The sequence below is a fragment of the Parabacteroides sp. MSK.9.14 genome, assembly GCF_019041495.1.
Taxonomy (GTDB): domain Bacteria; phylum Bacteroidota; class Bacteroidia; order Bacteroidales; family Tannerellaceae; genus Parabacteroides; species Parabacteroides merdae.
This window is the reverse complement of sequence record NZ_JAHPXO010000021.1, coordinates 14256-41211: the sequence shown is the minus strand read 5'-3', so window position 1 is coordinate 41211 and position 26956 is coordinate 14256. Positions and strand designations below refer to the sequence as shown.

Here is a 26956-nt window from a genome sequence, read left to right as displayed (position 1 = left end):
TTGTGACATAGGCTTCACGAATTGCAACATATATTTCCCCACAAAACTCAAAGCCCATACCGTTCTCCCATGTGGCTTCGTATCTTTCAGCTTCTTTAAATATTTAAATAGTAGATATAATACATCAATCATGGCCGATAATTTTTATAAAATTCATCATTCACCAAACACCATTCGGGACATAGGTTCAACAAGCTGATACATATATTCCCTCATGAAAGCTGATGAAAGAAACATTGTAACAGTTATCACAAAAAAGAATATTGCCCAAATAACTGAAAGACGAAAACTACCGCGAATAAGAGGCTTCCTCTCTTCAACAACAAATTTTCCTCTTCCATTTTTTGAATAAATCCAATAAAACAGCAGCACTCCTAAAAAGAAAATTGTAAGTGCAAGTTCCAAAGAGATTGAATACAAAAAGAAAAAAAGCAAAAATAAATCAATAGCACAGAATACCCAATAAGAGAAGAAAATACCTAAGAACCAAATTGTTCTTGCATGCGGTTCTTCGTCTTTCAATTTCTTTAAGTAGAACAGATAGTACATATAATATAATACATCAATCATGGCCGATAGTTTTTATAAAATTCATCCCAATATATTTTATTTGTTTCAGAAGGAGGTCCAATTAAATTCTCCATTCGATTATACCAAAAACGATATTTTAATTGTTGATACCATGCCTGGTACGTTGTTTGTCTTCCCATTTCCCAACCAATGCCCCAAGCGGCTCCATAAACACCACCTACTGTTGAATAAATATTTGAAAATTCCTCTATTAGAAATTGTTGAGACGAACTATTTCCTCGATCCCAATCAAGATAGATATTCACTCCATTATAAATACCCAAAACATTTCCTCCCCACGTTATCTTTTTAGACATTTTCAATGCAAATTGATTCTTTCCTCCAGTGTATTGATTTCCACCCCAACTTTGACTTCTCACCTTGAAATCTTTTCCCATCCATGTACCAAAATGTTTACTATAATAAACTTCCGACGTACCAGACAAGGTTGTAGATAAAACGACCATAGGATCCAATGATGAACCTTGAGAGTGAGACTGATAATTATAATAATAAGATTGCGCATTAGCAATTGCTTTATCGACCGATACTTCTGCATTGCCGAAATGTCCATACCGACCTCCACCACCACCAGCAGTCGTCCATTGAAAATTAAATTGCCAATCTGTTCCTTGACCTAATGCAGCTACTGAAGTCCCTGCACTTATCCAGGGAGTTCCGATTGAACCGGCAATACTAATACTTCCAGGATAAACAATCCCATATGCACCATAATAACCAACCAAAGCACCAAATCCAAGCCCTAAATAGGTAGTAATAGAACTATAATTCCAACGGAACGGATTTAGCTCTCCTCGATTTGTCGCAACTCCTCCAATATAAGCACCGATGACCAATCCTAACACCAATAAAGGATTTTCGCCATCAGCATCCACATACATCAACGGATTATTCATCGCATAGCTAAAACGATTATAGCTTTGTGTGAAATCCGGAACTTGCACATAAGGATCCGGACTCAGGAAGCGTCCTACCGCCGGATCGTACAGCCGGGCATTCATATTCACCAAACCAAACATTGTCAAGTGTTCATGCCCCGTATAACCGCGTCCTAAAAGGAGTTCCGGTTCCATCTCCGGCAGATAAGCGACCAATGTATTCGGATTACGTAACCGTCCCCAAGCATCATAACTCACTTCCTGCAGCAAAGTGCCATTACTATCTGTCATCTGTGTTATACTACCCAAATAATCACGACAAATATAATGCAAGTTCCAACTACCATTCTTTTTTATCAGCACAGCAGGAGCGGAATAAGCATCGCCTCCCATATAAAGCCGTTCCGTGTCTCCCGCCGGAGTGTGATCGACTTCATAACTTCCGTTTAAGTAATAACGAAGAATTTCTGTTTTATTATTCCGGGTGATATCCATTTTTACTCTTTCTCCGGATCCGTTATAAGAAAATAATGCCGTATAATTATTTTCGATAATGGACGCCGGTCGCTCAAAAGAGGTATAAGTCACTTGCTGCTTACGAGCAGGAACAGCATCTCCTATCAATCCGAGTCCGGTCACAGCATACGGTTTACTGGCATTATCATAAGAGAACACACCGACATCACTCTTTGAAGCCAAATTGCCATTCGCCAAATAGGAATATACATTTTCAGCTTCAGCAGAAGGTGTAGCTACCAATGATGTGGCCATATAGACCTGGGTCAACCGATTCAGATTATCATAACGGAATTGTTCAAACTTATTATATTTGTTATCCCCGCGCCCCTTCAAGTTTCCTGTAACGGGATCAAACAACGTTCCGAAATCCTGAATAACAGCCCCCGAAGAAGTAACAGCTTTTCGAGTAGTCGGGAATCCATAATCATCATAAGAATAAGTTCGATTCAAAGGACCTGTCGATACAGCTGTCGGATGCCCGAAAGCATCTTCAGAAAGCAATTTCCAAATCGAATTTTGTCCATTTTGCTTTATTTCAGTCAAAGTTCCATTTTGATAAGCATAATTCTCGGTAATAGCATTACCTCCGGAAGAAAAATTATAAACTTTTGACTCTGGCAAACCTGTTGTAGAAGAATAGTTGTAACTGTATTGGAACCAATAACCATCTACTTCCTCACGATTACTGGACAACCGCCCCAATGCATCACGTACATAAGACTTGGATATTCCATTATCAGAACTTTCACTTTCAAGACTTCCATACTGATCATAAACAAAAGTTGTTTCATATTCAGACAATGTTCGTTTAGTCAATTGACCGAACTCATTATATATCATAGTTTTTTCCTTTCCGTTGGCATCTTTTTCATAATTGATATTTCCAGCATCATCATAACCAAAAGTTTTTACGCCGACACTCGGATCGTTTATTTCAGTCTGCCGACCATATTTATCATAAGAGAAACTTGTCGTAACATTTCCTGATACAGTTATTGAAGAGGGCTGTCCATCCGGACGTAGTTGATAAGAAATGGAACCTCCGGGATCATTCGTTCCTATTAATTCATTTTTTGCATTATACGTCCTTTTTATTGATATTCCATTTTTCGTTTCCGTCACACTGGCTCCGGAATAAGCATACGCTTCTTTTCTCCCCGAAGCATGAGTAACTTGTTCCAACCTTCCGTATACATCATATTTATATATATCCCATACAGAAGGTACGCTCCCTTTAAATGGCAAAGAAACCTTTTGCAAACGACCGGCATTATCATACACGTTATCCACAAACAAAGGTGAGCCATCAAACCGTATTTGACTTGTACGGAGTTCAAGTTCACGAGAATCATAATAAACAGTTACAGTCGGTTCCCCTGATGTTTCTTTCGTCAAACTATAGACGCCACCGGCAATCGTACTCCATGCACGGCTAATAGAAGCATACGTTCCATCAGGATAGTCTGTCTTTTTCAGTCGTCCTAATCCGTCATATTTATATGTTGTAATATTCCCTCTCACATCTTCTGTGGAGGCAAGTAATCCCAATGCATTATAAGTATATGATGTTGTCAATCCCATCGGATCCGTTATTGATGTTTCATATACACCATTCAATGAATATTGATGCCTCGTTGTCAGTGAAATAGACGAAGAATAAGGCTTCAACGCAGAAGTCAATATATTCCCGTACTTATCATACGTATAAGTTTCTTGTGAAATTTGGTTCTGGCCTGTATTTGTATAGATCGTTTTACTCGATATCTGATTATTGGTATTATACTCATATACTGTTCTATCAGTCCAACTCGCACCACTTCGCATAGTCTGTTTTGCAATTGATGCAGGTAGTCCGAGAATCCATTTATCCCCTGTCATAACATTCTTAAAAACAGAAGTCGTCGTTTCAACTAAACCACTCCCATAATCTCTCACTACTGTCTTCGGATTTCCATATTCCAGATTTGAAACAGTTTCTGTAATAGCCGTACCTTTCAGGTGGTCGGTTACTGTTTGTTTACGGATATAAGGATAAAAAATCTTTCCATTTCCAAGAACTGTCGCATACTCATTCGCTGTTGTTTGAATAGCCACCCCCGTTTTAGTTTCACTTTTCTGTTCTATCACACAAGGATAATAGTGAGTATTATCGTAACCATATTTAGTCACGGTATTAATAGCCGTACTGTTATTTTTTGCTGTTATCTCTCCAAAACCAAGGAATCCTTTTCCTTGCTTATGTATACGAGGATTTTTATATGAATAAGTAGTATAGTCGCTATAGTTTGTTCCGCTTACGGTAGCACTGCTTACTACATACAATGGAAACCTGGTATTCGTCAACGGAAACGAAAGATTTTCATCAATACTACAAACACCACTCTTCGTAATGGGCAGATAACTAAACGAAATATATTCTCCAAGCCCGTTAGTAATGGATTTAGCCAACAATGTTTGTTCGTCATCAAATGTATGAATCACATAAGAATCTACAAAACGCGCACAACAGAATTCAGATCTTCCATCTCCATTAAAATCCGCAACAGGGAAAAGATAATTCTCATATTCATAAGGAACCTCAAAATTACTTGGGCTTAGTATCGTTGAATATGTTTTAGTGATAAAACCGGTTCCATCATATAGCCCGACCTTCATAACAATTTTACCATTAATGACTTCCATGTGAAAAATATCAGATTTTCCATCTTTATTAAAATCACCGATACTTACTTTTGCACGAATATTGGCATTTGAAGGGACGGACTGCCTCACAAAATTTTTACCAGTAGAAAACAGAATATGAACATCATCATAATTTCCGGATTGTACATTTTGATATAAGATATCAGTCTTACCATCTCCGTTAAAATCCGCAAAATAGGGAAAATATGAATTTCTCAAATAAGTTGTCTCAAAAGAAGAAAGACGGACAAATGTTTTTCCTTGCAATTCATACACCCAAGACTTTGTACCATTCATTACTAACAAATCCGTTTTGCCATTGCCATTAAAATCGCTCAAATACAAATTATTAGCAAAACAATTCACATACTGGGTCCCCCAATCATCAATGCCACCGGAAGCAATCTCTTTTCCTTCGCCGTCAAATACTTTCTGATTACCTTGTACTAATATTTCGAATTTGCCATCACCATTAAAATCCCCAGCTATTCCCGTAGGGCTATCTGTGTTAAACCCAAGATAATTATATACCAATTTATCATTTTCCCATAAATAATAATTATATCGATATGTCCCATTTGGAGCATGAGACACAACAACTGCATCAATCTTTGAATCACCATTCATATCAGCCGGAATAATATGAGAAAATCCTGCAACTAAAGGTATTGTACACTGTTTTCTAAAACCTATTATGCCAGACTGTTCTGTCGCAAGAAAAAGTGTTGCAACATCTGATGAAGTATAAGAGTCTTTTTCAGAGAAAGACAAAAAATCTGTCTTCCCATCACCATTGAAATCGGCAAATATAGGTTTATTTCCTTGTCTATTTTCCGATAACGATGCAATATCCTCAGAAGCATAAACATCAGGCATCCCATAATCTATCAAAGTGGAATTATATCTTTCACTACCTTGTCCAAACTCTACAATTTCAGTTAATTTAGAATAAAGGCTATCATTTACATAATTGAACTGATAGTTCTTTACCTGTACATTTGCAACATAAGTCGATATTTGTTTTAGTATTTTTCGACTATTCACTTTTGCTCCTGCGATATAATTTACTTGTTGGTCTTTTCGTTCTCCATAAGTAAATGATATTTTCCGGTCATCTCCATATTGGATAGCAGACAGATAAAACTCAACCTGTCCTGCAATCTTTTCATAAGAATAAGTCATGACATTTCCATTTTTATCAGTCACTTTAGATAACAACCAATTTTATCAGTCACTTTAGATAACAACCAAAAAAGAATAGGCCCTGATTGAAACGCTTCAACAGATGAATCATCTGTTGAACCATATTCTAAGACTCTTCCATCTCTCGTTCTTACTTCTAAATAAGCACGAGCATTTTTTATTTTATAAGTGATATCACTATAACCTTCTATTTCTGTCCTATACTTTGCACCATTCACAAAATTTGTTCCAGAACTCAATATTAAACGCTGTCCGTCAAGAATCAAGTTATCAGTATTCGATAAATCTGGTGATTCCGTCATTCCATCATAATAATAAGATTTTCCAATCCTTGTTATAAAAGAAGAGGCATTCAGGCTCCAACCATATCCCAATAAACCTGCTCCAGATTGGCTACTATACGATATAGAGATATCCGGTTGAAATCCGGCTACTCCTTTCGGGACTTCAATCGGTATTTGATAAGTAGCACCTCCTGTCTGGGAAACATTCGCCTCACCAATTATCGTTCCTACAGCATAAAAATTATTAAGAGAACGAGTTGGCTTCATAGTTTCATAGTCACTATTTATATTATCACTGCGACGATCTTCTAATAAACGTCTATATTCATCAGGCAAGTTCAATGGTAAAACAATCGTATCTTGCACTGCAATCGAATCGTTTTTTCCACCATCCCCTAAAATTTGAGCAATAATATTCGTACTACAAAATATAGTAAATAATACAACTAATATTTTTTTCATATCTCATTCTATAAAATTGGTCATTGCCCTATTTCCCGCAAAGTCCTATTTCCTGCCGCATCATAGGTAAACTCAAAAACCAAAGATTCTTTTCTATTGATATTCAAAACTCCTCCTTGTGCCACTTCAAACAAACCGTATATCGTGACACCCTCCGGTGCAGAAAGTTTCAGATCACCAGTACCGGACACCGTCACATTTTGTACAATTAGTGAGTCACACCCTTCAACAGACTGCAAAGATGACACTGTCTGATCTTTAAATGTATTGACACAATAACGAGCAGAATAAACTTGGGTAGTGTCTACCGGCTGTTCTATGGCTCTGATAGAATTAGAAAAACACAACCATAAAAGTATTGGCAGATATATTCTAACAGTATTCTTCATACAGATTATTCATTTGAGGTTAGCAGCCTTAATTAATAAACTTTTTCAATGTATCTGCTTTCTTGCCATCTACAAAAAGGGTGTAGACGAATGTTCCATAACCAATCTCTGAAGAATTTAAATCGACAATACTATTATTGCCTGTTAATACTATTTTCTTCAACAATTTTCCGGAAATATCAAAGACTTTCAGATCGGCAGTATTATAAGTTGCTGGCAATGTATAAGAAACGGAAGCACCAGCCCTGTTATAGAGTTTCGCTCCCTCGACCACGCTCACCTCTTCGTTGGATGTGGATCGAAACATGGATTTTGTTTCAGCCGGTAAAAAACTTTGCAATGTCTCGATCTCTTTCTGCTGATCCTGAATGGTTTGTTGCATCTGCTTTAAGCTTTCCACTATCAGAGGGATAAAACCTATATAATCTATAGACATAACTCCTTTTTCATCTGTCTGGACTAATTCCGGTAAAACTTTTTGAATATCTTGGGCCATAAATCCGATACGCCTACGATTAGCTTCCTCTTCTTCCCGCCGCTCTATTTCTTTTTTTATTTGCTCATCCCGCAGTTCTTTCTCTGTCAAAGCTTCATTGACTTCGTTAGCCATTGTTTCAGATGTTTCAGGAAACGCATTTTCTTCCGATTTACGATTTTTTTGAACCTCTGATAAACGATAAGTATAAGAAACTCCATCAACTCGTGATAAGACATCTATAGGATTCTCTATCGGTTGGATATTATCTTTCATACGAGCATCAGATGTTATATTGACACCATTCACGCGAAGATTAGTATTAAAAACAAAATTACTATTTTTAGCAGGATCATAATAAGAGACAACAGAACTTGCTTGCTCGCCATAAGTCAAATAATAGCCTAATTTACCTTGAAACCACAATTGGTCAGAATCCGTATTTCCATATTCACCCCAAAATGTATTTTTGGATTTAGTACCGAAATCCCCCAATGCAATAATAGCACCGGTCCCTATTTTATCATTCGACCCCAAAACTAATAAAGTAGCCACTTTTCCTTGATCTAAACTTGGTACATTCTGTCCTGCTTGCACACGCCCATCCGACAGAACCCGCAACTGGGCATTGATACTGGTAAACAAGCTTGCTAAAACCAAACACGAAAATATTTTTATTGTCTTCATTATTTTTCTAATTAATATTTACACTCTCTTTTTGCTACATCATTTAGATTCATTCGAATCACACACTTCGACCCAATACCATTTGCCCGTATTCGAATCATACACCCATTTGCCACCGCTTCTACCATGATTACTTTCGCCACCAATTATGGCATTCATTTCTGATTTAGATAACTTTTTTAATTTACTCATCTCTTTTTGGTATTAAAATTTATGCAAATGACAACTTAAAGTGAGAACAGCAACATAATAAAAACATCATATTTTTCATAATACACGTATTTTTTATAATTTTGTCGAACTTAGAACAATAACTACTATAAACCGAACAATACTCATATCCGCTATCGGAATGCTAACACTATTATTCTCCCAAGTATACTGGCTAACAAACATGTATTTGGATAAAAAAACACAATACTCCGATTTTATCGAGGAATCCTTAACTTATAGTATCGACAATGAACTGATTCTGCAATCCGGGCTTTTCGGAGAATACAATAAAACCAACAAGCCTAAACTGATTATTAAAAGCGCAGATGAAATGACTCCCGAAGAAATTAAGAGCCATAAAGGAGATACAATTATCCTTGGAGCAGACTCTTTATCGCATACAAGAAAAGGCTTTTCCACTCTCTTTGCCCAAAGCTCCATAGAGACTCTACTGAAAGAGTATTCTTTCCCTATAATTTTATTAGACAGCATCTTCAATAGTGAAATACAAAAAAACATACCACATGTCACATGTCGGCTAAATCTATGCAACGACAAAGGGCAAATACTGGATTCCACCCATAGGGAATATACGAAAAATCAGCAGATTATTACAGTAACCCACCCGATCGGAACAAAAGACGAATTTTACATCCAAGCTATTGTCGCCATTCCGCCTCAGCAGATATTCCTCCACCTCCCTTATGCCCTGATCGTTTCCTTTCTGATGACAATCATTATCTTCTATTGCCTATACTACCAATTGATCATTATCCGTCACACCCATAAAAAACTGCAACAGCAGCAACAAACCATACACACTGCCATCCATGACTTGAAAACACCTCTTAACACAACCTATAGCATACTAGACTTCATAGCCTTGAAGGGAACCGACAACAGACGGAAATCATTACTGCAAACAGGGAAAGTACAAATCCGCAAACTGACAGACATTATCGACTCCATACTGAATACACATAAGGAAAAACAAAACGTTGAAATAAAAAGAACACAGGTTTCTCTACCGGAATTGATCGAAGAAGTCAACCGGGAAGTAGCCCTTTTGTTTCCCGGAAAAAAATATCAGTTCGAACTGGACAATCCGATTCCTATACATTATATATATACAGATCCGGCCCTCTGGAATGTTGTTTACGAAATCTATTGGAAAATGCACTGAAATACTCGGACGACGATGTTAAAATCACGGTTGTTTTATCTGAAAATACGAAAATTTGCAGCAACCCATAAAGAATGTAAAGCATTATTGAATAAACAATATTATACAATAAGTATATCCCGATTCTGAACTTTTGTTACGGAATGCCCAATTCACAAGTGCCTCTTTTTCCTATAAAAGGCATTTACAATTGAGCATTCCGAACATTCATCAAAAATCAATCTATTCCATAAGCATTGATTTCAGCCAACGACGAATTACTTGCACGATAACTATCAGTAATTTTTATCTTAAAATAGCGTCCCTTTGTCGGTGTGATGCTGAAGATTTGCTCTTCGAGTACCTTCTGCGCTTCAAATGCACCGACTGCTGTCCAATTGAGCTTATCTGAACTGACAAAAAATTCACCACCCTTCACATCCCGGTAGCTATCATGCTGCCTTTCAGTCAAGCTGATGTTGGTCAAAGTTGTTTCCTTCTTCATATCCACAACGATTTCATGCGGAAGTGGAATCGATCCGCCACTCCATTGTGAATGCCAGAAAGTCGATAATTGCCCATCCAGCAAACATGTCGCCACACCGTTTCCGGCACCTTCTCCGGTCCGTTCTTCCGTATTGGCTTGTATACTCCAGCCCGCACGATCCAACTTGATTCCGACAACCCGAACTACCAACGGGTAGACGGCGTTTTCAGCAATATTGAACAGCGAAACATTATCCAAACGAATAGGTAACATATATTCTCCCGGAGTCAATCCGTTGCCGTTGAGCGTCACCGCCAAATCGGTCGTGCTCGTCCCCGTAGGCAAGGTGACAACATCTTCGAATGAATAGTTCCCTTCCGGAAACAGCTTATAAGCTGTGCCGTTCTCTGCGTTATAAGCTGTAACATATCCGGGATCTACGACAAACTGACATTCTACATCCCAATTGTTGTCCGTATCCAAACCGAAACCGACTTCAACTGACTCCGTGTTGAATCCATATGTGTAAGACAATGGCTGAATGTCGGTATCCGTGAACCCCATAGCCGGGGTCAACACATCTGTTATCCGGATAAACAATTCACTTTTATCGGCATTGACCGAGTCCTTCTCGCTCGTCAGGTAAAGCGGAAGCACATAAGTCGCTTCCGGATTCGCCTCCATCGCCGCACCGATCAAATCTGTCGACAACGAAAGCGTAACGACTTTACTACGTTCCTCCGACGCAAAATCCAATCGATCGGTGTCCATCGAATAAGAACCTGAAGGGATTATCCGATAGTCCGCGCCATAAAGTACATCGACTTCCTCTTGCGAGTGAACGGCTATTTCCCCGCTTGCCGTCAATGACGGATCACTACCACCCTTATAAACAGAGAAAGCATAAGTATTAAGCTCTCCCGTATTGTAAAGAGTGAGCTCCTGCGTACCGGATTTATTAATATAAAGCACTTTGTGGTATTCTTCCGGCACTAAGTTTTCCAATTCATATTTCGACTCGTCACAAGCTGTCAACAAAAGAACAGCCAGACATGCAATTCCTATATAATTCACTTTCATACAATTCGTTTTTTAGATTAATAACCAGGAGCTTGCACCAACTGAGGATCACTGTACAATTCACTATTCTTGATCGGAACCAAATACTGTCTGACGTTCCATTGGATCGGCTGGTCAATTGGCACGATTTGATTGAACTCCTCAAATGAAGGATTGACAGTCATTCCATTCAGCCCTTTAAATTCGGAGGGCTGCATTACTTGGTCGGCAATACGCCAGCGACGGACGTCATAATATCGGTGACCTTCGGCATGCAGTTCGATTGCCCGTTCATTACGTACCCATTCCATCAGTGACATGGTCGAAAGATCAGCTGTAGTCAACTTACGTACACCGGCCCGTTCCCGAATAACATTCAGGTTCTCTAACGCTTCATCTGTACGATCTAATGCTGCATAACATTCAGCCAAATTCAAATACAATTCCGCCATACGAATCAGAATGATCCGGAACTTGTCACCTGAAGTGGATCCGGAAGACAGATATACCCCGTTCGGCACGATGAATTTCTTATTCAAGAAACCGGTACCTGTTGCATTACGCGTATTAGAAAGTGAATAACCATTCGTATTGGAATTCTTCAAGTTCAGCCATAATGGGTTATTGTTGTTGATTAACGGCATATACTCACAACCGTCATAGGCAATCCACGCATAGTAACGCGGTTCACGACCAACATTAAACTTGACAATATCATTCTTAATTTCCTCGCTATCCAATTGATCTTTCGACAACTCCGGACTGGAAGCTCCCTCATAGTAACGTGTCAGCCACTCGCTTTGCAAATAGAAATCCGGATCTTTAGCAGGAGGAAGACCGTTTTCCGTATAGAAACGGTTTACAGCCGCCCAAGTAGGTGCAGTCCCATGATAGCCTCCGGCCCACGAACCGTCACTCTTTTTGACAAGTCGGTTCGGAAGCCGCGATTTCGTGACACCGGCATCAATGCCATTCGCATCAAGATTGATAGCCCAAATGATTTCCTTGTTATTGAACCCTTCGTGCGCCGTAATCATATATTGAAACATCTGAACTCGCTTTTTGAACGATTGGTTTTCCTCCGTATCCTCTTCTTTCCCCGGAATGAATGGAAGCGGTACTTTATCAATAGCTGCCTTTGCTTCAGAAGCTTCAAGATCAAACAATTTATATCCGGCAGCTTCAGCAGCTGTTAACGCCTCCTTGCAAGCCGTCAAAGCACGTTCCCACTTGGCAGGGTCATATTTATTGCTAACCAACTCCATTCCATAGCCCGGCGTCTCATAATTGGTGTTCCGCCAGTTCGGATAAACAAATGAACCGTTCCAAAGAGGAGAAGCAGCATAGAGCAGCACACGAGCTTTCAAACTTTTGCAGATAGTGGCATCTGCACGGCTTAAATTTTCAGTGGTCTGTGTGGCCGGTAAAACTTCGGCTGCCGCATCCAATTTTCCTACAATCCAATCTACACAATAATCAAAATGCGAACGCCCCGGAATTTCGGACGGAAGGATGTTTTGATCTACTTTTGTTTCGATGATAGGACAAGGCCCATAGTTTTGCAATACTTTGAAATGATAATATGCTTCGAGAAACCAGCATTCGGCACGGTATTGTGCCTTCTCCTCCTCTGTCACACCTGCCGGGTTCAAACGATCCAACTGTTCCAAAAAGTAGTGGACATATCCAATGTAGTTATACAAATTCTCCCAGTCACCGATATCATCGGCCGCTGAAACGGTTCCGTACAGCATTTTCTGCATATTCCAGTCCCAGTCTTTCGGCTCGACATATTCATCGGTGGCCAACGAAGCATCTCCACTCCTCTCTCGCCAGAAAGTATATAGCGAGGTGCCTGAGTAAGCGGTAAAAAGGAAACCTAAAGTTGCTGACTCGTCCTTCATTGTGTCATCGAAATCCGGTTGTGCCGGTGGTATGACATCCAAATAGTTGCAAGAAGGGAATGCCAACAGACCGGCCGACAAGGCAATCTTTATATATTGTCTGATATTTTTTTTCAGTTTCATCTCGTTATTCTATTAGTTAATTAAACATTAGAAAGTAAATTGCACCCCCAGGTTAAAAGTCCGCTGCAACGGATAAGCGTTCCAAGCCAATTCCGGATCCCACAACTTGAAGGGACTGAATACGGCCAAGTTATCACCGCTGAAATAAACGCGGCACATCGGGAAGGTATAACCCAATTCCAACGTTTTGAAACGAAGGAAATTGCCGTTACGCATCCAATAAGAACTCGGTTGGATATTACCCGCGATGTCAGCATTTGAAGTTCCTAAACGCGGGTAGAGTGCATCCGGATTAGGATTGTCGACCGACCAATGGCTCTCGGCAATCCACGACATCAAATTGCGTGGTAAAGATTCCGACGGACCACCATCGCCACCGGAAGCCAAAAATGGAGCAAAGCCGGAGTTGATCATAATTTTACGTTTGGCCGAACCATTGAAGAAGACTCCGAAGTCGAATTTCTTCCAACGAACGTTCAACCCTAACCCATATTGGATACGCGGCATATCCCCGTAAGGCGAAAGCATTACCTTATCCTCGGATGTGATCGCACCATCACCATCGATATCGCGATATTTAATATCACCAGGCATCGGCTTCGAACCTAACTGTGTTTGATCAGGCCAATTATTTATCTCTTCTTGACTGCTGAAAAGCCCTTCTGCCACATAACCGGTCAATCGATTCAACGGTTTGTTAGTTTCCGTTTGCCATACATAGGGATAATTCGGTTCGTCAGAAAACTTGTATTCGTTTCGATTATAGGTGAAGTTACCACGGAAGTCGACTTGCCAGTCTTTTCCAAATTGTTTTTTCCAATTGACACTGACTTCGAAACCGGTATTCAACACTTCGCCGATATTGCTCCAAGGCGTACTGCCCCAATAACCGAGTAGCTTTCCGAAGCTGGCACGTTTCATCAAGATACGGTCGCGGTAGTCACGGAAATAATCGAATGTAATGTTCACTTGGTTAAAAAGCGAAGCGTCAAGTCCGATATCCAACTTTTTCACATGTTCCCATCCAGCATTTTGTACGGCAAGAATATTGAAACCATGCCCCTGACGATTTAACCATTGCCCGGGAAGTCCCGAATGCCAAGAGGCACCGCTCCCAATAGCTACTTGATTTTGGTAAAGAAAATGTTGTGCACCACTGTTGAACTGGTCACTACCAACCAAACCGTATGATCCCCTAATCTTGAAATAATCCACATAATCGGCGATCGGCTCCCAAAACTGCTCCCCGCTTAATACCCAACCGAGAGATGCGGCCGGGAAGAACTCAAAACGATCCTCCTTTGCCAACCGTTCGGAACCATTGTAACCGAAATTGAACTCTACCAAGTAGCGGTTGTCATAATCATAAGTGGCTCGTCCTGAATAACCCTGGTTACGATTGGGCAAGACTCCATTACGATACTCTCTCATCATATACATGAACATGGCAGTCATATTATGCTTGCCAAACGAACGTTTCCAATCCAAACGGGCATCCAAATAGAATGTTTGATCGGCCTCTTTAGTGATGTCAGACTGGCTGATATAATCCGTACCAGTTTGCAAAAGTCGCAAAGCATAGGTATCATTTTCGGGATCGTAACTATCGGGCTGTACCTGATAGTAATAAGGAGATAGCGAACGGGTATAATAAGAGTTTGACCAATTTTTAAAGTTCACTAAAACCTTTGCGCTTAAACCTTTTGTGACAAATCCCAAGTCTTGCGAGATATCCAAAGAGGTATTCAGCGTATTGAAGTTGTCTTCCCTGAACGATCCCATCATGTATTGGTAAGGGTTTTCTCCGTAAGCCCCAGCTTTAATTTCGGCATTACCATAATAAATATGATCTTCTTCGCCAGGGAAATAAGCGGGGAAAGAGACAGGATTGGCATACATCACCTTTTTGTAGATATCAGTAGTCTTATTATTCGGTCCCTTTTGGCTACCGATTTGCGCCATCATACGAAGATTGACAGTCGTCGTATTCGTCAACTTATAACTGATGTTATTTTGAAAATTGTACTCCCAATGGTTAATGTTCGGATTGAAAGCTGAATTGTCCGCAGCATTGAGCAAACCTGTATCATGGTTTGCCTGCAAACTCATATAATAAGTAACACGCGACGCACCACCCGATACGTTCACATTAGCACGTTGATTATAATTTCCACTACGGAAAATCATGTCATACCAATCTACATTCGGATAGACATACGGATTGATACCACTTTCTGTCGCCGCAATGATCTCATCCGAATAACGTGGTGTAATTACTGTCGCACTACGCGCCTGCTGCGCCTCGTTATAGGTGCGCATGAATGTCGGTCCATCAGCAAACTCCGGTGTATTCATCGGCTGGAAATAAGAAGCCTCGACCGACACGTTGACCGTTGCTTTTGTATTTTCCTTCCCATGTTTGGTTGTAACAAGCATGACGCCATTCGCACCACGGTTACCATAGATTGCCGTCGCCGAAGCATCCTTCAAAACCGAAAAACTTTCGATACTTTCTGCCGGAATACGGTTCAAGTCCCCAGACGATATTTCCACGCCATCCAACAAAATCAATGGAGTTGCCACACCACCAAACGTATTGATGCCACGGATATAGAACGCAGAAGTAGAACCCGGCTCACCACTGCTGTTCGTAGAAATGACACCAGCCAGTTTACCAGCCAGTGAGCTGGTCAATGAAGATGTCGGAGCTTTCAGCTGTATACCTTCTGTAGCTGTAATCGCACCGGTAATAGATACTTTCTTCTGAGTACCGGCACCAACAACAACGACTTCGTCCAAAACTTCATTATTCCCCTCCATCTTAACGTTCAAGACGCCTAAATCACCCACTTCGATCGTTTGTGTCTTATAACCGATATAAGAGATTTCGATTTCATCTTTACCTGTTACTTCAATGGAAAACTTTCCGTCAAGATCAGTCACTGTACCTTGAGTAGTACCTTTAATGATAACATTTACACCGATCAGTGTTTCACCGGTAGAGGCATCCGTAACAGTACCGACTAACGTACGTTTAACAGGCGACTTACTTTGTTGGATTTCAGGGACGGGCAATCTATCTCCCGCATCAGCAACGGCATCCGGAGGACAAGCCCCCAACAAACCAGTACAAAGCAATAAAGCAATTGCAGGTCTCCGCTTTTTTCTAATTGAGATTAAATTCATAAGTTAACATTTTTATTTTATAATAAAAAAAATAGCCTAAAGATCCTAAAACACAAAGACTTATAATTTTACACGATTATACATTCTTTATATTTACATTAAGTTCTGCAAGAACTGCGGTGATTTGGAGTGATTATTTAATATATAAGTTGTAGAATCTTGGTTATATCTGTATGATACAAAGAATCTAATATACTTTTTATCGAATTGATTAAATTATTGTGTGTTTTTTTATAGAAAGTTGTGGATATTTGCCTATATTTGAGCCGCAGTTCTTGCAGGACTATGATAAAACCTACACCATATTGGCACCAAAACTTTTGAAAAACCTAAGGCAACCACATCATCGTTCGTTGCAAACGAACAGTTCCCCATCATTGTTCATGGAAATCAATATATTCCCCCTTAATTTCTTCATAAAAGAAATGATCATATTTTTCAGCCATAGTACTAAGCAAGAAGGAGTTTTTCATCCAATTCCTATTTATAGAATTGCGTAACGGGACATCGGGATAAGATGAATGAAAAAATACTTCATCTTGATTGCTTTTTATCATGGAATAAAAGGTAGAACAAACTCTAACAGGTATTAGATAATAAAAAGTCATTCATGTATCACAAAACAGCTTGTTTCTTCTTTCTTCAACTTCCCTCCTTCCACTCAGCAGAAAGAGCCTGTAAAAAAACTTCATCATTGACAGGGTTTAAAAGGTAAGGAAAAGAGATGGCATACCCGATCCATCATCATACCATACAAAAGGATTTTACCTAATTTTTGATTTTTCAAATAAACCTTTTTGTATGATAGCAGTCATATAAATCGTTTTGTAAAATGTAAAAGACAGATTTGGAAGATGATGACAAAAAAGATGAGCTTACTTTTAACCGGTATGCTTTTGTGTTTGGCTCCGGATATAAAAGGTAATGAAACGGACGGAAGGATTAAAGGTATTGTAATGGACGGCGAATTAGGGGGACCACTCGAATTTGTAACCGTCCAGGTTAAAGCAAAAGGTTCGGACAAAATATTGCAGGGAGCCGTTACCGGAAGTGACGGAAATTACAGTATCGGAGGACTGAAGAAGGGGGAATATATAGTTACTTATTCCTATATCGGCTACGCGGAAATTTCTAAAAATATAACAATCAGCAACAATTCTCAAACTCTTAATCTTGGAGAACTCACCCTGGAAGAAGATGCCAACCAATTGGGAGAAGTAGAAATCGTAGCAAAAAAGCCCCAAATGAGATTCGAGCTCGATAGAAAAGTTTTCGACGCAACACAAGATATCGCATCCGAAGGGGGATCGGCCAGTGATTTGCTTGCCAATATCCCATCCGTGGAAGTCGATAACGAAGGATCTGTTTCATTGCGTGGAAATTCCAGCGTAACAGTCTGGATCAACGGAAAAGCATCGGGACTGACAGCAGACAACCAGGCGGACATACTGGAAATGATGCCGGCAGAAGATATCAAACAAGTGGAAGTCATTACCAATCCCTCTGCCAAATACAGCCCGGAGGGAACAGCCGGGATTATCAACATTATTTTAAAGGATGACCGGAAACCCGGTTACTACGGCAGCGTAAAAGCCGGAGCCGATACGGACGGAGGTTATCAGGCAAGTGGAAACATCAACTACAGCAGTAGCAAAGTAGACGCGTACGCCAATCTGAGCTATCGGAACCGGGAAATGAAAGGCGGTGGAATCACAAGTCGTGAAAATACAGCCAACAATAGTTTTCTCGACCAGACCAACAACTCCAAACGACAACACAACAACTGGTTCGGACGTATCGGGGCAACCTGGCACATTACCAAAAGCGACGACCTAGCATTCAACATGACCGGCATGACCGGAGGGGGCGACAACAACGAATCGATCCATTACATTTCGACAGACAAGCAAAAGAATACGGTTTACACCAGCGACCGTACAACAGACGGAAACTCGGACATGAAAATGTATAACCTGGAATTGAATTACTTACACAAATTCTCGGAAAACAGCAATATAGACTTAACCGTCAGCAATAACCAATGGAGAAACGACGGACTAAGCATTTACGAACAATCAACCCGATATACGGACACTGACTTAACCGACAAACAGGAATATCAAACTCAGGAAAACAACATCAAAAACAAAAGCTGGGAAGTTCAGGCCGACTACACAAACAAAATATCCGACGCGAGCCGGATCGAGGCAGGTTATAAAGGGACATTCCCAAGAGAATCCAGCCCTGTGGATACCTATACCGGAACAACCGCTACCGACATCGAACAGGACCAGGCACTTTACAACCGCTTTCTATATAACCAGGATGTGCATGCCTTGTACATGACGTATGGAGGCAAGTGGAACAATCTGAGCTACCAAGCCGGCCTACGTGGAGAATATTGGCGTGTGGATACCCGCTCGCTGGACTTCGACCAGGAATTTAACGGCAAGCCGTCGGAAACTTTCGAGAAAGACTATTTCAAGTTGTTTCCAAGTGCCTTTATCTCCTATGCCCTCCCTAAAAACAATGAAATACAAGTAAACTATACCCGTCGCCTGCGTCGTCCTTGGGGTGGACAGCTAAATTCATTCCGCAATATTTCCGATGCCTCCAACATTTCTTTCGGTAACCCGGAACTGACACCTGAATATTCCCATTCTTTCGAATTGAATTATATCAAGACCTGGGAATCCGGCCATACCCTATCATTATCCGGCTACTATCGCTCGACAGATGACGTGATCCAGCGCATTCGTTTCTTGAACACGGCAGACAATGTAATGTACACGACCAGTGAAAACGTAGCCCGCCAGCAAAACAGCGGTCTGGAAATCGTTGGAAAAAACAATTTATTCAGCATCCTTAGCCTGACAACGACCGTAAACCTCTACTACTCCAAATTAGACGGTTTCAGCTATCTGCCCGAAGGAGCGGAAGCTCCTGTCATTGGAGAGGAGGATGAAAGCTTCAACTGGAACGTACGCATGATTGCCAATGTCAGTCTTCCTTGGGGTGTTTCCCTACAGGGCACAGGCAACTATAATTCCAAGCGCTTGATGGCACAAGGATACCGCGAACCGAACTACTCAGTCGATCTTGGATTGCGCAAATCTTTCTTAAAAGACAAGTTGACGTTAAGTATCAATGCACGCGACTTGCTGGACTCCCGCAGATTCCGCACCATTACATCCGGAGACGGTTTCTGGCAGGATTCCGAGAACTGGCGTGGTGGCAGAAGAGTTGGTTTTACCCTGACCTACAACTTCGGCAATATGAACAAGAAAAAAGACAAAAGCAGGAGCGAGGAACCGGACATGTATGAAATGGACTAAATAAAAAAGAAGGGATAAACCTTTGCCGCACTTATCCCTTCTTACCTACATCCTCTTATCTTTCAAAACAGGCATCGAAGGCATGTGCCGACGGCAGGAAATCCACCTGTTTGACAAAAGCGCAAGACTCGCGTGCTCCATGTTCACGATCCATGCCGCTATCTTCCCACTCCACCGAGAGCGGACCTTGATAGCCGATATCGTTCAAAGCACGGATAATTTCTTCAAACCGGATCTTTCCACGTCCTAAGCTACGGAAATTCCAGAAGCGGCGGGCATCGCCAAAAGTTGAATGGCCGCCGAACACGCCGATCTGTTTCGGAGTATCGCTCCAATACACATCTTTCATGTGGACATGGAAAATACGATCCGGGAACTGGTTGATGAAGTCTACATAATCCACTCCCTGATACCCCAAATGGCTCGGATCGTAATTAAAACCGAAAGCCGGATGATAATCGATCGCTTCAAGAGCCTTACGGGCAGAATAAGTATCGAACGCGATCTCGGTCGGATGTACTTCGAGAGCGAAACGGACACCTAACTTTTGATATTCGTCTAAAATCGGAATAAAACGTCGGGCAAAATCAGCATACCCTTCATTCACCATCTCGTCGGTAACAGGAGGAAAGGAGTAGAGCCATTGCCAGATCGAACTTCCCGCAAAACCGACTACGGTGTCGACTCCCAGCATTCTAGCGGCATGGGCTGCCTGAATCATATTTTCGACCGCCCGCAGGTGCACTCCATCAGGATCGCCATCGCCCCAGATATAATCAGGCAATACGGATTTATGCCGTTGATCGATATTATCACATATCGCCTGGCCGACCAGATGATTCGAAATACAAAACAGTTGCAAACCGTACTTATCGAGTGTCACCTTGATATTCCGATAATATTCCGGATCTGTCTGCCGAACATCCAAATGAGATGGTAATCCCAATTCAACACCGTCAAAACCAAATGATTTTGCTTTTTCACAAATAACATCCAGCGGTAAGTCTCCCCACTGCAATGTACATAATGTTACAGGACGTGCCATGTTTTTCGTTCTTTTTAAGGTTAATACATTGTGTCTGTTCGACAAATATAAAATATCTTTTTAAATTCATCTACAAATATTTTTCATTTCTGATTATTTATCTTTCCTTTGTAACATTATAAACAACTAAAAAACTTAACTATGAGAAAGAAAGTGTTTTTTGCACTTGGCTGCGTACTCTACTTGACAGGTTGCGACAGTTCTTCACTCGAAAAAGTCATCCCGCAAACAAAGTTTTTCCCCATTCAATTCAGCATTCAGATGGAAAAAGAGATAGTGTCTTTTCCCACCCGCAGCATACCGAATAACGTGATTCCGGAACCAACGGCTTCGAAAGCTGGAGAGAGCGACGCCGAATTGAACGAAATATGTTCCACCATCGAATATGTGGTATTTAAAAACGAAGATACTCCTGCATTAATCAAGCACAAGCAGTTCACTTACAATCCCACCGATCTGGATGCGGATTTCAGTTGCATATATGACAGTTTGCCACAAGGCGACTACAAATTCTACTTTTTAGCCCACAATTCAAAAAACGCTGTATTATCCGGTTCAACTTTTTCTTTCGACAGCATCTCGGATACATTCTACGAAATGATATCCCTAAACATCGATGTTGCAGAAATCACCAACAAAGATGTCTCTCTTCAACGTATCGTCAGCCGTATTGAGTTCATGGCGACCGATTCGGTTTCCGACATACTGAAACAGTTCGATATGGAGATCGACGGAATATCCAATCAACTGGACATCGCCACCGGTCAGGGGATAAAAACCCCGGATAAGCAAATCCTCTCCTATACATTCAAAAATAATGAGATCGGAGAAGTAAACAAAGTACATTCTTTTTATACTTTCATACCTCCCACCGACAATAAAATAGCCGTCCGCCTTTCGGCCATCGCCAAAAACGACGAACCGATCCGGGAACGGCAAATCGACAATATCATTCCGGAAAAAAACAAGATCATCCGTTATAAAGGCCGCCTCTACAGCCGTTCCGAATCCGACGACACATTCCAGATCAGCATCTACAACAATGGGAAATGGGAAGAGACAACCGATATTGAATTGCCTGATTACGAATAAAATTTTATATCTTGTTATAGTCCACAGTTTATTAAAATCAGGTTTGGATTTACAAGTTTAATGGTTAATAATTTTCGGAAAGCCCGTACTTGTGAAAGCACGAGCTCTCCATATTTTCCCCAACTAATCAACCAATTTCACCATCCGGCTCTGTGTTTTAGCATTCCAAGAATTAAGAACCAACTTCATAGAACTTGCCACTTGTCTTTCTCTCAGTTCAAAATCTATCTCGATACTTTTCGTTTCACCAGGAGCCAACCAGAAAAAATTATCATTCGCATAAAAAGAGCGGGAAACATCTTCTATATTCAAATTAGTCATAAAAGAAGGCAATCTTCCTTTGTTCGTCACTACTACATGTAACCTTCCTTTGTTCCCATTCTTTTTCATCAACTTTACCTCTTTAAACCCAACAGAAGTTTTATGTTTAGCCACGGTCGGCTTTAACCAAGGACCATTCTCCATAGTTGGCCATTCAATAGGTTCTGAGACAAACTTCTGATAATAGGCCTCATCCTCCATTAACTTGATGGTACGAGGCCAATACTCAGCATGAGAAATCACTTTCCCATACTCATCAGTCAAAGAAACAATAACAAAAAAGTACTTTTCTCTATATGTATGAGGAATAGCATATGTCCCTATCTCTTCTTTTAAAACCGATGTGCCTTCCGGAACATTAACATTTTCCGAAGCTTGCCAAACTTCTCTAAAAGAGTCATCCAATATTTTCACCTGTACCACTCCTTTAAAACTAGGTCGGTCCACCCCATTTAAAACATTTATGGAAATCGGAAAAGCTTCTCCAGGTGCCCACAACAGGTGCTTGATATTCAACAAAACATGAGTCGGTTCGTACGTCCTTTTTAGAAAATAATAAGTAGCAGAAGGCTGCCCCATACCATCGACCAAATTAATTGCAGCAACTACTGGCCAAGGACGTTTATAGACCCAAGGCATCAGCCCTGTTGTAACCGGATAATTGCTTTGAATACCTTCTGACATAACCTGATAAAATTCACCAGCACCAATCTGAGTCGCTTCTGCAATTGTTTCTAACGTCGGTTTAGCCATATTATCAATATGGGAAGCACGACTTAACATACGAGGTACACGAGAAGGATTATATTCAGCAAAATGTTCCACAAATTCAGGATGCTCCAACACAAAATTCTTATCGTACATTCCTCCCAAATCAACCAACTCACCCGGAGAAACCACTTGTTTTATATTTGCAGGGTCCGTTATACAATGTACGCCAGTCTCAGCGACATAGGGTATCAACTCAAAACCTTTATACCATGCAGGATCAAAATCCGGATAAGAATGCATAGAACCAGCATCCGGAGAAGTACGCAGAAAACACCTTGTCGGATCAAATATAGCTAAATTACGCTCCAAAATACCCATAGAAGCCGCATTTCCATAAGAATACGGATTAAATTCATTTCCACCACACCAAACAGCCAAAGAGGGTTGATTTCTCAACCGGAAAATATTTTGGCAAACCTGCGCCTCCCAAACTTCCTGCGGCCATTCGGGCGTATCAAAATTGGCAATATTAAAATCCTGCCAAACCATTATACCATATTTATTACATGCATCATAAAAAGCATCGCTCTCTAACAACCCACTACCCCAAATCCGAAACATCTGAATTCCCATATTTCGTGCCATTTTCACAGCCCAATCATACTTCTCCACAGTTAAATCGTAGAGGGCATCAACAGGCATCCAGTTGACACCTTTCACAAAAAACTTTTTCCCGTTTACAACGAACTGCCAATCTTGCCATCTGTCACTTGTCCGAATACCGGCACTCCGAACTTGCTCTATTGTTCGAATACCAAAATCAAACTGAATGCAATCAGTCAATTGATTATTTACTTTTAATGTTATTTTTGCCTGATAATAATCCGGGTTACCTAAACCATTCGGATACCAAAGTTTGGGATTATCGATAATAAAGTGCTCATCCATCCAACATCTCCCTTCAATCACCTCTGGTAAAAATTCTTTTGAGAATACGATTTGTCCCTTATCTATTAAGTCGAGTACTACTGTCAACTTATCTTTTACCCGTTTATTCTGTGGAGCACTAGAGGGCTTTCCATAATTCGATATCTGACAATTATTCCAGGGATGTAACTGATAATTCAATGTGTTTTTCCCAGCAAACAGTTCAACGCTAAAACCAATTGTAGCCTGATTGTTTTCTATCTTTTCTGTAAAAAGGAAAGGACGTTCCAAATGATATTCAGGAACGAATTCCAGACGAACGTTTCTCCATAAGCCTAAATTGAAAAAAGGTTCCATTGCACTTCCTCCCATCAGGAACCAACCTTTTACGATATTTCCCGGTCGATTCGGATTAAACGATGTTTTCCCATAATTGGCAGATATGACTTCTACAATCAGTTCATTATCCCCTCCATAATTTAAATTTTCACTTACATCTATGACGGGTCCCCCAAATATACCTCGATGCTTGCCTAGTTCTATGCCATTTAACCAGACCTTCGCAAAATAGTCAATACCATCAAAATTCAATATACAAGAGTACCCCTTCCGTTTTTGAGGTATTACAAAATGTTTTTTGTAATACCAAACTTTCTGTTCTAACTTTTCATGTTCCCTTGCATTCAAATGCTTATAAGGGTCTCCCAATATGCCCGCTTTATAATTAGCCATCTGAACAGAAGTCGGATATGCCACTGAAAACCAGTTATTCTCTTTAAGTTTTGCTAAGTTTTCAACAGGGATTTCTTCCGAACTCAACTCCCAATTTTGAGATAAATCGATATGCTGCTCTGCCTGCCTCGGATAAATATAATATGGAGACTCCAAATCTCTTACCTGTGCTTTCACTATCGAAACACAACATAAACAACACCATATAAAAATACATCTATACTTAAAAACGCTCTTTCTTACCATACTTTTTTCATTTAGCTATTAGACATAGATTCCATATAAAATCAATGATTTTCATTATTAAAACGCAATATAACCGAACGTCTGAAAGTGATATCCAGAGTATCATCCACGACATGGGCAACTTTTCTCACATCGCTCCAAGGATCATATTGTTCAACATCCGAGACTTTATTACTTAAAAATTGTAGTGGTAGTTTTACCGTCCTGCTATCCGGCAATTGATTTCCGATCAATTCAGTATGCCAATTACTTAAAGCATCTCGGCACCAAACTAAAGTATGCGTATTACCTTTCAAACAATAAAAACGAACCTGATCATACATAAAAAACACAGGCCGATACTGCTCTGTTATCGGATTTATATTTGCCGTCGCATGACTAAAACGTCCGAAGTGCCACCATAAATTATTCTTTTCTATATAATATTGCCAGTGCCAACTTTGTCCAGGAGCAGCAGCACCTGAAAAAAAAGGGGCAAAAATCAAATCATGTAACAAAACGCCTAACGTATCCGATTCATATAACTTGGATGGTCCGGAATGATGTGCCTCAACCGCACCCACTTCCGAGAGTATAACAGGTTTATCAACAACCATATTACGTAATAAAACGACCGCCTGACTTGCCAAAGAATCCATAGGGGCCTGACAAATGTCCCAAGTGGCTCCCGGATCCAAATAACGATGAACCTGGGCTATCTCATTATTCGAAAGAGAAGAAAAATCTATATACCACTCCTGATATTTCTCATTATCAAAACTCCCCAAACTTTGCATAACCAAATGATGCGGAAAATAAGATTTAACGATAGGCAGCATTTCTCTTGTCCATTCCAGCTCCCCTGCTATTCCTTCGGAAAAACTTACAGAATTGATTTCATTCCACAATTCCCACCCCATAATAGTCGGATTATTCGCATATTTAGAGGCTAAAAAGGCGACCCTGTCTATATATAAATCTTTCCCCTGCTGTGTTTTGAAAAAATCATCCATATTGCCCAATGGTCCTCGGTTATCAAAAGAATAGATCGGTTTATCAAAAGCCACTGACGAAGAAAACGGGGCTGAATATCCTGTTAGTTTTCTGAAATTTTCCAAACAAAATTTGATCTTGATTCCATATTTCGTCGCCAACTCCAACAGTTTGTCAATGCGGTTTACTCTATTTTCATCAAACTCTCCAGCTTTCTTATGTTCAATCTCAAAAAATGGTGCACTCAACCAAATACGCGTGTAATTTCCTCCATTTTCCGAAAGATTGCGAAAACGCTGTTCATAAAGCTGTAAAACTTTTGTTTCATCCGTCTCAAAACGTTCCCAACAAATATTGGGACCTACAGGTATAAAGGGGGTACCATCCGAATATTCCAAATAACAAGGATTCACCTTACTCACCCGTATAAAGTTCTGATCACGTTCTTTTCCACAAGAGAAAAAAGAACAGAGAATCATCATATATAATATATTCCGTATCATATCAACTGATTCTTAAAAGTAACCACCTTTTGCTGTAATTTCCCGAACACTGTCTCCGTTTTGTACCCAAGAGAAAATCTTCTTCTCATTTTCACGTATCTCCTCCGAACGTAAAAGCACTTCATAAGCTATTTCCCTTGGTACAACTAAAACTCCATCGATATCTCCAAGTATTATATCACCCGGCTTAATCGTTACATCTCCGATTTTAATCGGAATTTGATAGTGAGTAATCAAACAGCGCCCCAAGCTACCATTCGATATCCGGTATTCGTAAAACACAGGAAAATCAGCATTCAAAATCTGATGTGTATCCCGTATTCCCCCATCTATACAAGCTGCTTTCAGTTTTTTCCCCTTAGCAGTCGCTGTCATTACACCTCCCCACAAAGTTGCTTTATCATCCCGACTTGTATCCCAGACAATAAAATGGTCCTCCTGCATCTCATCCAGCATCTGGGTTCGATATTCCATCTCACCCTTTATCTTTACGTTCGGTGCACTTTTGACAGTAAATGCAAAACCGGCAACAGAATGATATTCACGTAAAGGTTTAATCCTACCAGGCAAAGCTTGCTCCAAAAGACAAAATTCACGCATCACATCGTTTACAGCTCCTGTATATAACTGCTCATATCGAAATAATAACTCTTTATCCGGTATGGAAAACTTTTTCGAAGATATTCCTTCACGATCCTGAATCAATTTTTCCAGATTCATCATTCCGATTTCTTTCTTATACTGATCTACGCTCATAACTCTTTTATT

At 40.3% G+C, this 26956-nt stretch carries 15 protein-coding genes; 3 read left to right on the top strand and 12 right to left on the bottom strand.

What is annotated here, in order from left to right; translation table 11 throughout:
- Positions 1 to 156: 156 nt before the first annotated feature.
- Genes KTG12_RS12320 through KTG12_RS12300 form a run of 5 tightly spaced genes read right to left on the bottom strand, consistent with a single transcriptional unit; the run spans position 157 to position 8170 of the window.
- The gene (locus tag KTG12_RS12320; protein WP_138272829.1) at positions 157 to 570 is read right to left on the bottom strand and encodes a hypothetical protein; all 414 of its coding nucleotides are present in this window, start codon (positions 568 to 570) and stop codon (positions 157 to 159) included.
- Complete coding sequence (locus tag KTG12_RS12315) at positions 567 to 5852, bottom strand: FG-GAP-like repeat-containing protein (protein ID WP_138272828.1); 5286 nt, start codon at positions 5850 to 5852, stop codon at positions 567 to 569. Before KTG12_RS12315 ends, KTG12_RS12320 begins: the two co-directional genes overlap by 4 nt.
- 20 nt (positions 5853 to 5872) lie before the next feature.
- Positions 5873 to 6619: a SpvB/TcaC N-terminal domain-containing protein gene (locus tag KTG12_RS12310; protein WP_138272827.1), complete on the bottom strand. Its 747-nt coding sequence runs from the start codon at positions 6617 to 6619 to the stop codon at positions 5873 to 5875.
- Positions 6620 to 6639: 20 nt separating this feature from the next.
- A complete protein-coding gene (locus KTG12_RS12305) occupies positions 6640 to 7008 on the bottom strand; it encodes a hypothetical protein (protein ID WP_227226187.1) in 369 nt (122 codons plus the stop codon).
- A gap of 28 nt (positions 7009 to 7036) precedes the next feature.
- Entirely contained in the window at positions 7037 to 8170 is a 1134-nt protein-coding gene (locus tag KTG12_RS12300) for a tail fiber domain-containing protein (RefSeq protein WP_138272826.1), read from the bottom strand.
- Between the two features lie 400 nt (positions 8171 to 8570).
- On the opposite strand from KTG12_RS12300, the gene KTG12_RS12295 reads away from it, so the two are divergent.
- Entirely contained in the window at positions 8571 to 9566 is a 996-nt protein-coding gene (locus KTG12_RS12295) for a sensor histidine kinase KdpD (RefSeq protein WP_138272824.1), read from the top strand.
- Between the two features lie 217 nt (positions 9567 to 9783).
- Here KTG12_RS12295 and KTG12_RS12290 read toward each other — a convergent pair whose 3' ends face one another.
- Genes KTG12_RS12290 through KTG12_RS12280 form a run of 3 tightly spaced genes read right to left on the bottom strand, consistent with a single transcriptional unit; the run spans position 9784 to position 16304 of the window.
- Positions 9784 to 11112, bottom strand: a complete 1329-nt coding sequence (locus tag KTG12_RS12290; protein WP_075965460.1) for a BT_3987 domain-containing protein — start codon at positions 11110 to 11112, stop codon at positions 9784 to 9786.
- A 17-nt stretch (positions 11113 to 11129) separates the two neighbouring features.
- Positions 11130 to 13118, bottom strand: a complete 1989-nt coding sequence (locus tag KTG12_RS12285) for a RagB/SusD family nutrient uptake outer membrane protein (protein WP_216945449.1) — start codon at positions 13116 to 13118, stop codon at positions 11130 to 11132.
- A gap of 27 nt (positions 13119 to 13145) precedes the next feature.
- A complete protein-coding gene (locus KTG12_RS12280; RefSeq protein WP_216945448.1) occupies positions 13146 to 16304 on the bottom strand; it encodes a TonB-dependent receptor in 3159 nt (1052 codons plus the stop codon).
- A gap of 854 nt (positions 16305 to 17158) precedes the next feature.
- On the opposite strand from KTG12_RS12280, the gene KTG12_RS12275 reads away from it, so the two are divergent.
- Positions 17159 to 19639 (top strand): outer membrane beta-barrel family protein, encoded by a 2481-nt coding sequence (locus KTG12_RS12275; protein WP_216945447.1) that lies wholly within the window; start codon positions 17159 to 17161, stop codon positions 19637 to 19639.
- A 55-nt stretch (positions 19640 to 19694) separates the two neighbouring features.
- On the opposite strand, the gene KTG12_RS12270 is transcribed toward KTG12_RS12275, so the two are convergent.
- The gene (locus tag KTG12_RS12270; protein ID WP_155143589.1) at positions 19695 to 20684 is read right to left on the bottom strand and encodes a sugar phosphate isomerase/epimerase; all 990 of its coding nucleotides are present in this window, start codon (positions 20682 to 20684) and stop codon (positions 19695 to 19697) included.
- Between the two features lie 141 nt (positions 20685 to 20825).
- On the opposite strand from KTG12_RS12270, the gene KTG12_RS12265 reads away from it, so the two are divergent.
- A complete protein-coding gene (locus tag KTG12_RS12265) occupies positions 20826 to 21776 on the top strand; it encodes a hypothetical protein (protein WP_138272821.1) in 951 nt (316 codons plus the stop codon).
- Between the two features lie 123 nt (positions 21777 to 21899).
- On the opposite strand, the gene KTG12_RS12260 is transcribed toward KTG12_RS12265, so the two are convergent.
- From KTG12_RS12260 to KTG12_RS12250, 3 genes are read right to left on the bottom strand one after another with little or no spacing between them, the layout of a single operon-like run.
- Complete coding sequence (locus KTG12_RS12260; RefSeq protein WP_138272820.1) at positions 21900 to 24713, bottom strand: sugar-binding domain-containing protein; 2814 nt, start codon at positions 24711 to 24713, stop codon at positions 21900 to 21902.
- A gap of 41 nt (positions 24714 to 24754) precedes the next feature.
- A complete protein-coding gene (locus tag KTG12_RS12255; protein ID WP_138272819.1) occupies positions 24755 to 26188 on the bottom strand; it encodes a cellulase family glycosylhydrolase in 1434 nt (477 codons plus the stop codon).
- A 12-nt stretch (positions 26189 to 26200) separates the two neighbouring features.
- Complete coding sequence (locus KTG12_RS12250; RefSeq protein ID WP_138272818.1) at positions 26201 to 26944, bottom strand: RraA family protein; 744 nt, start codon at positions 26942 to 26944, stop codon at positions 26201 to 26203.
- Positions 26945 to 26956 lie beyond the last annotated feature (12 nt).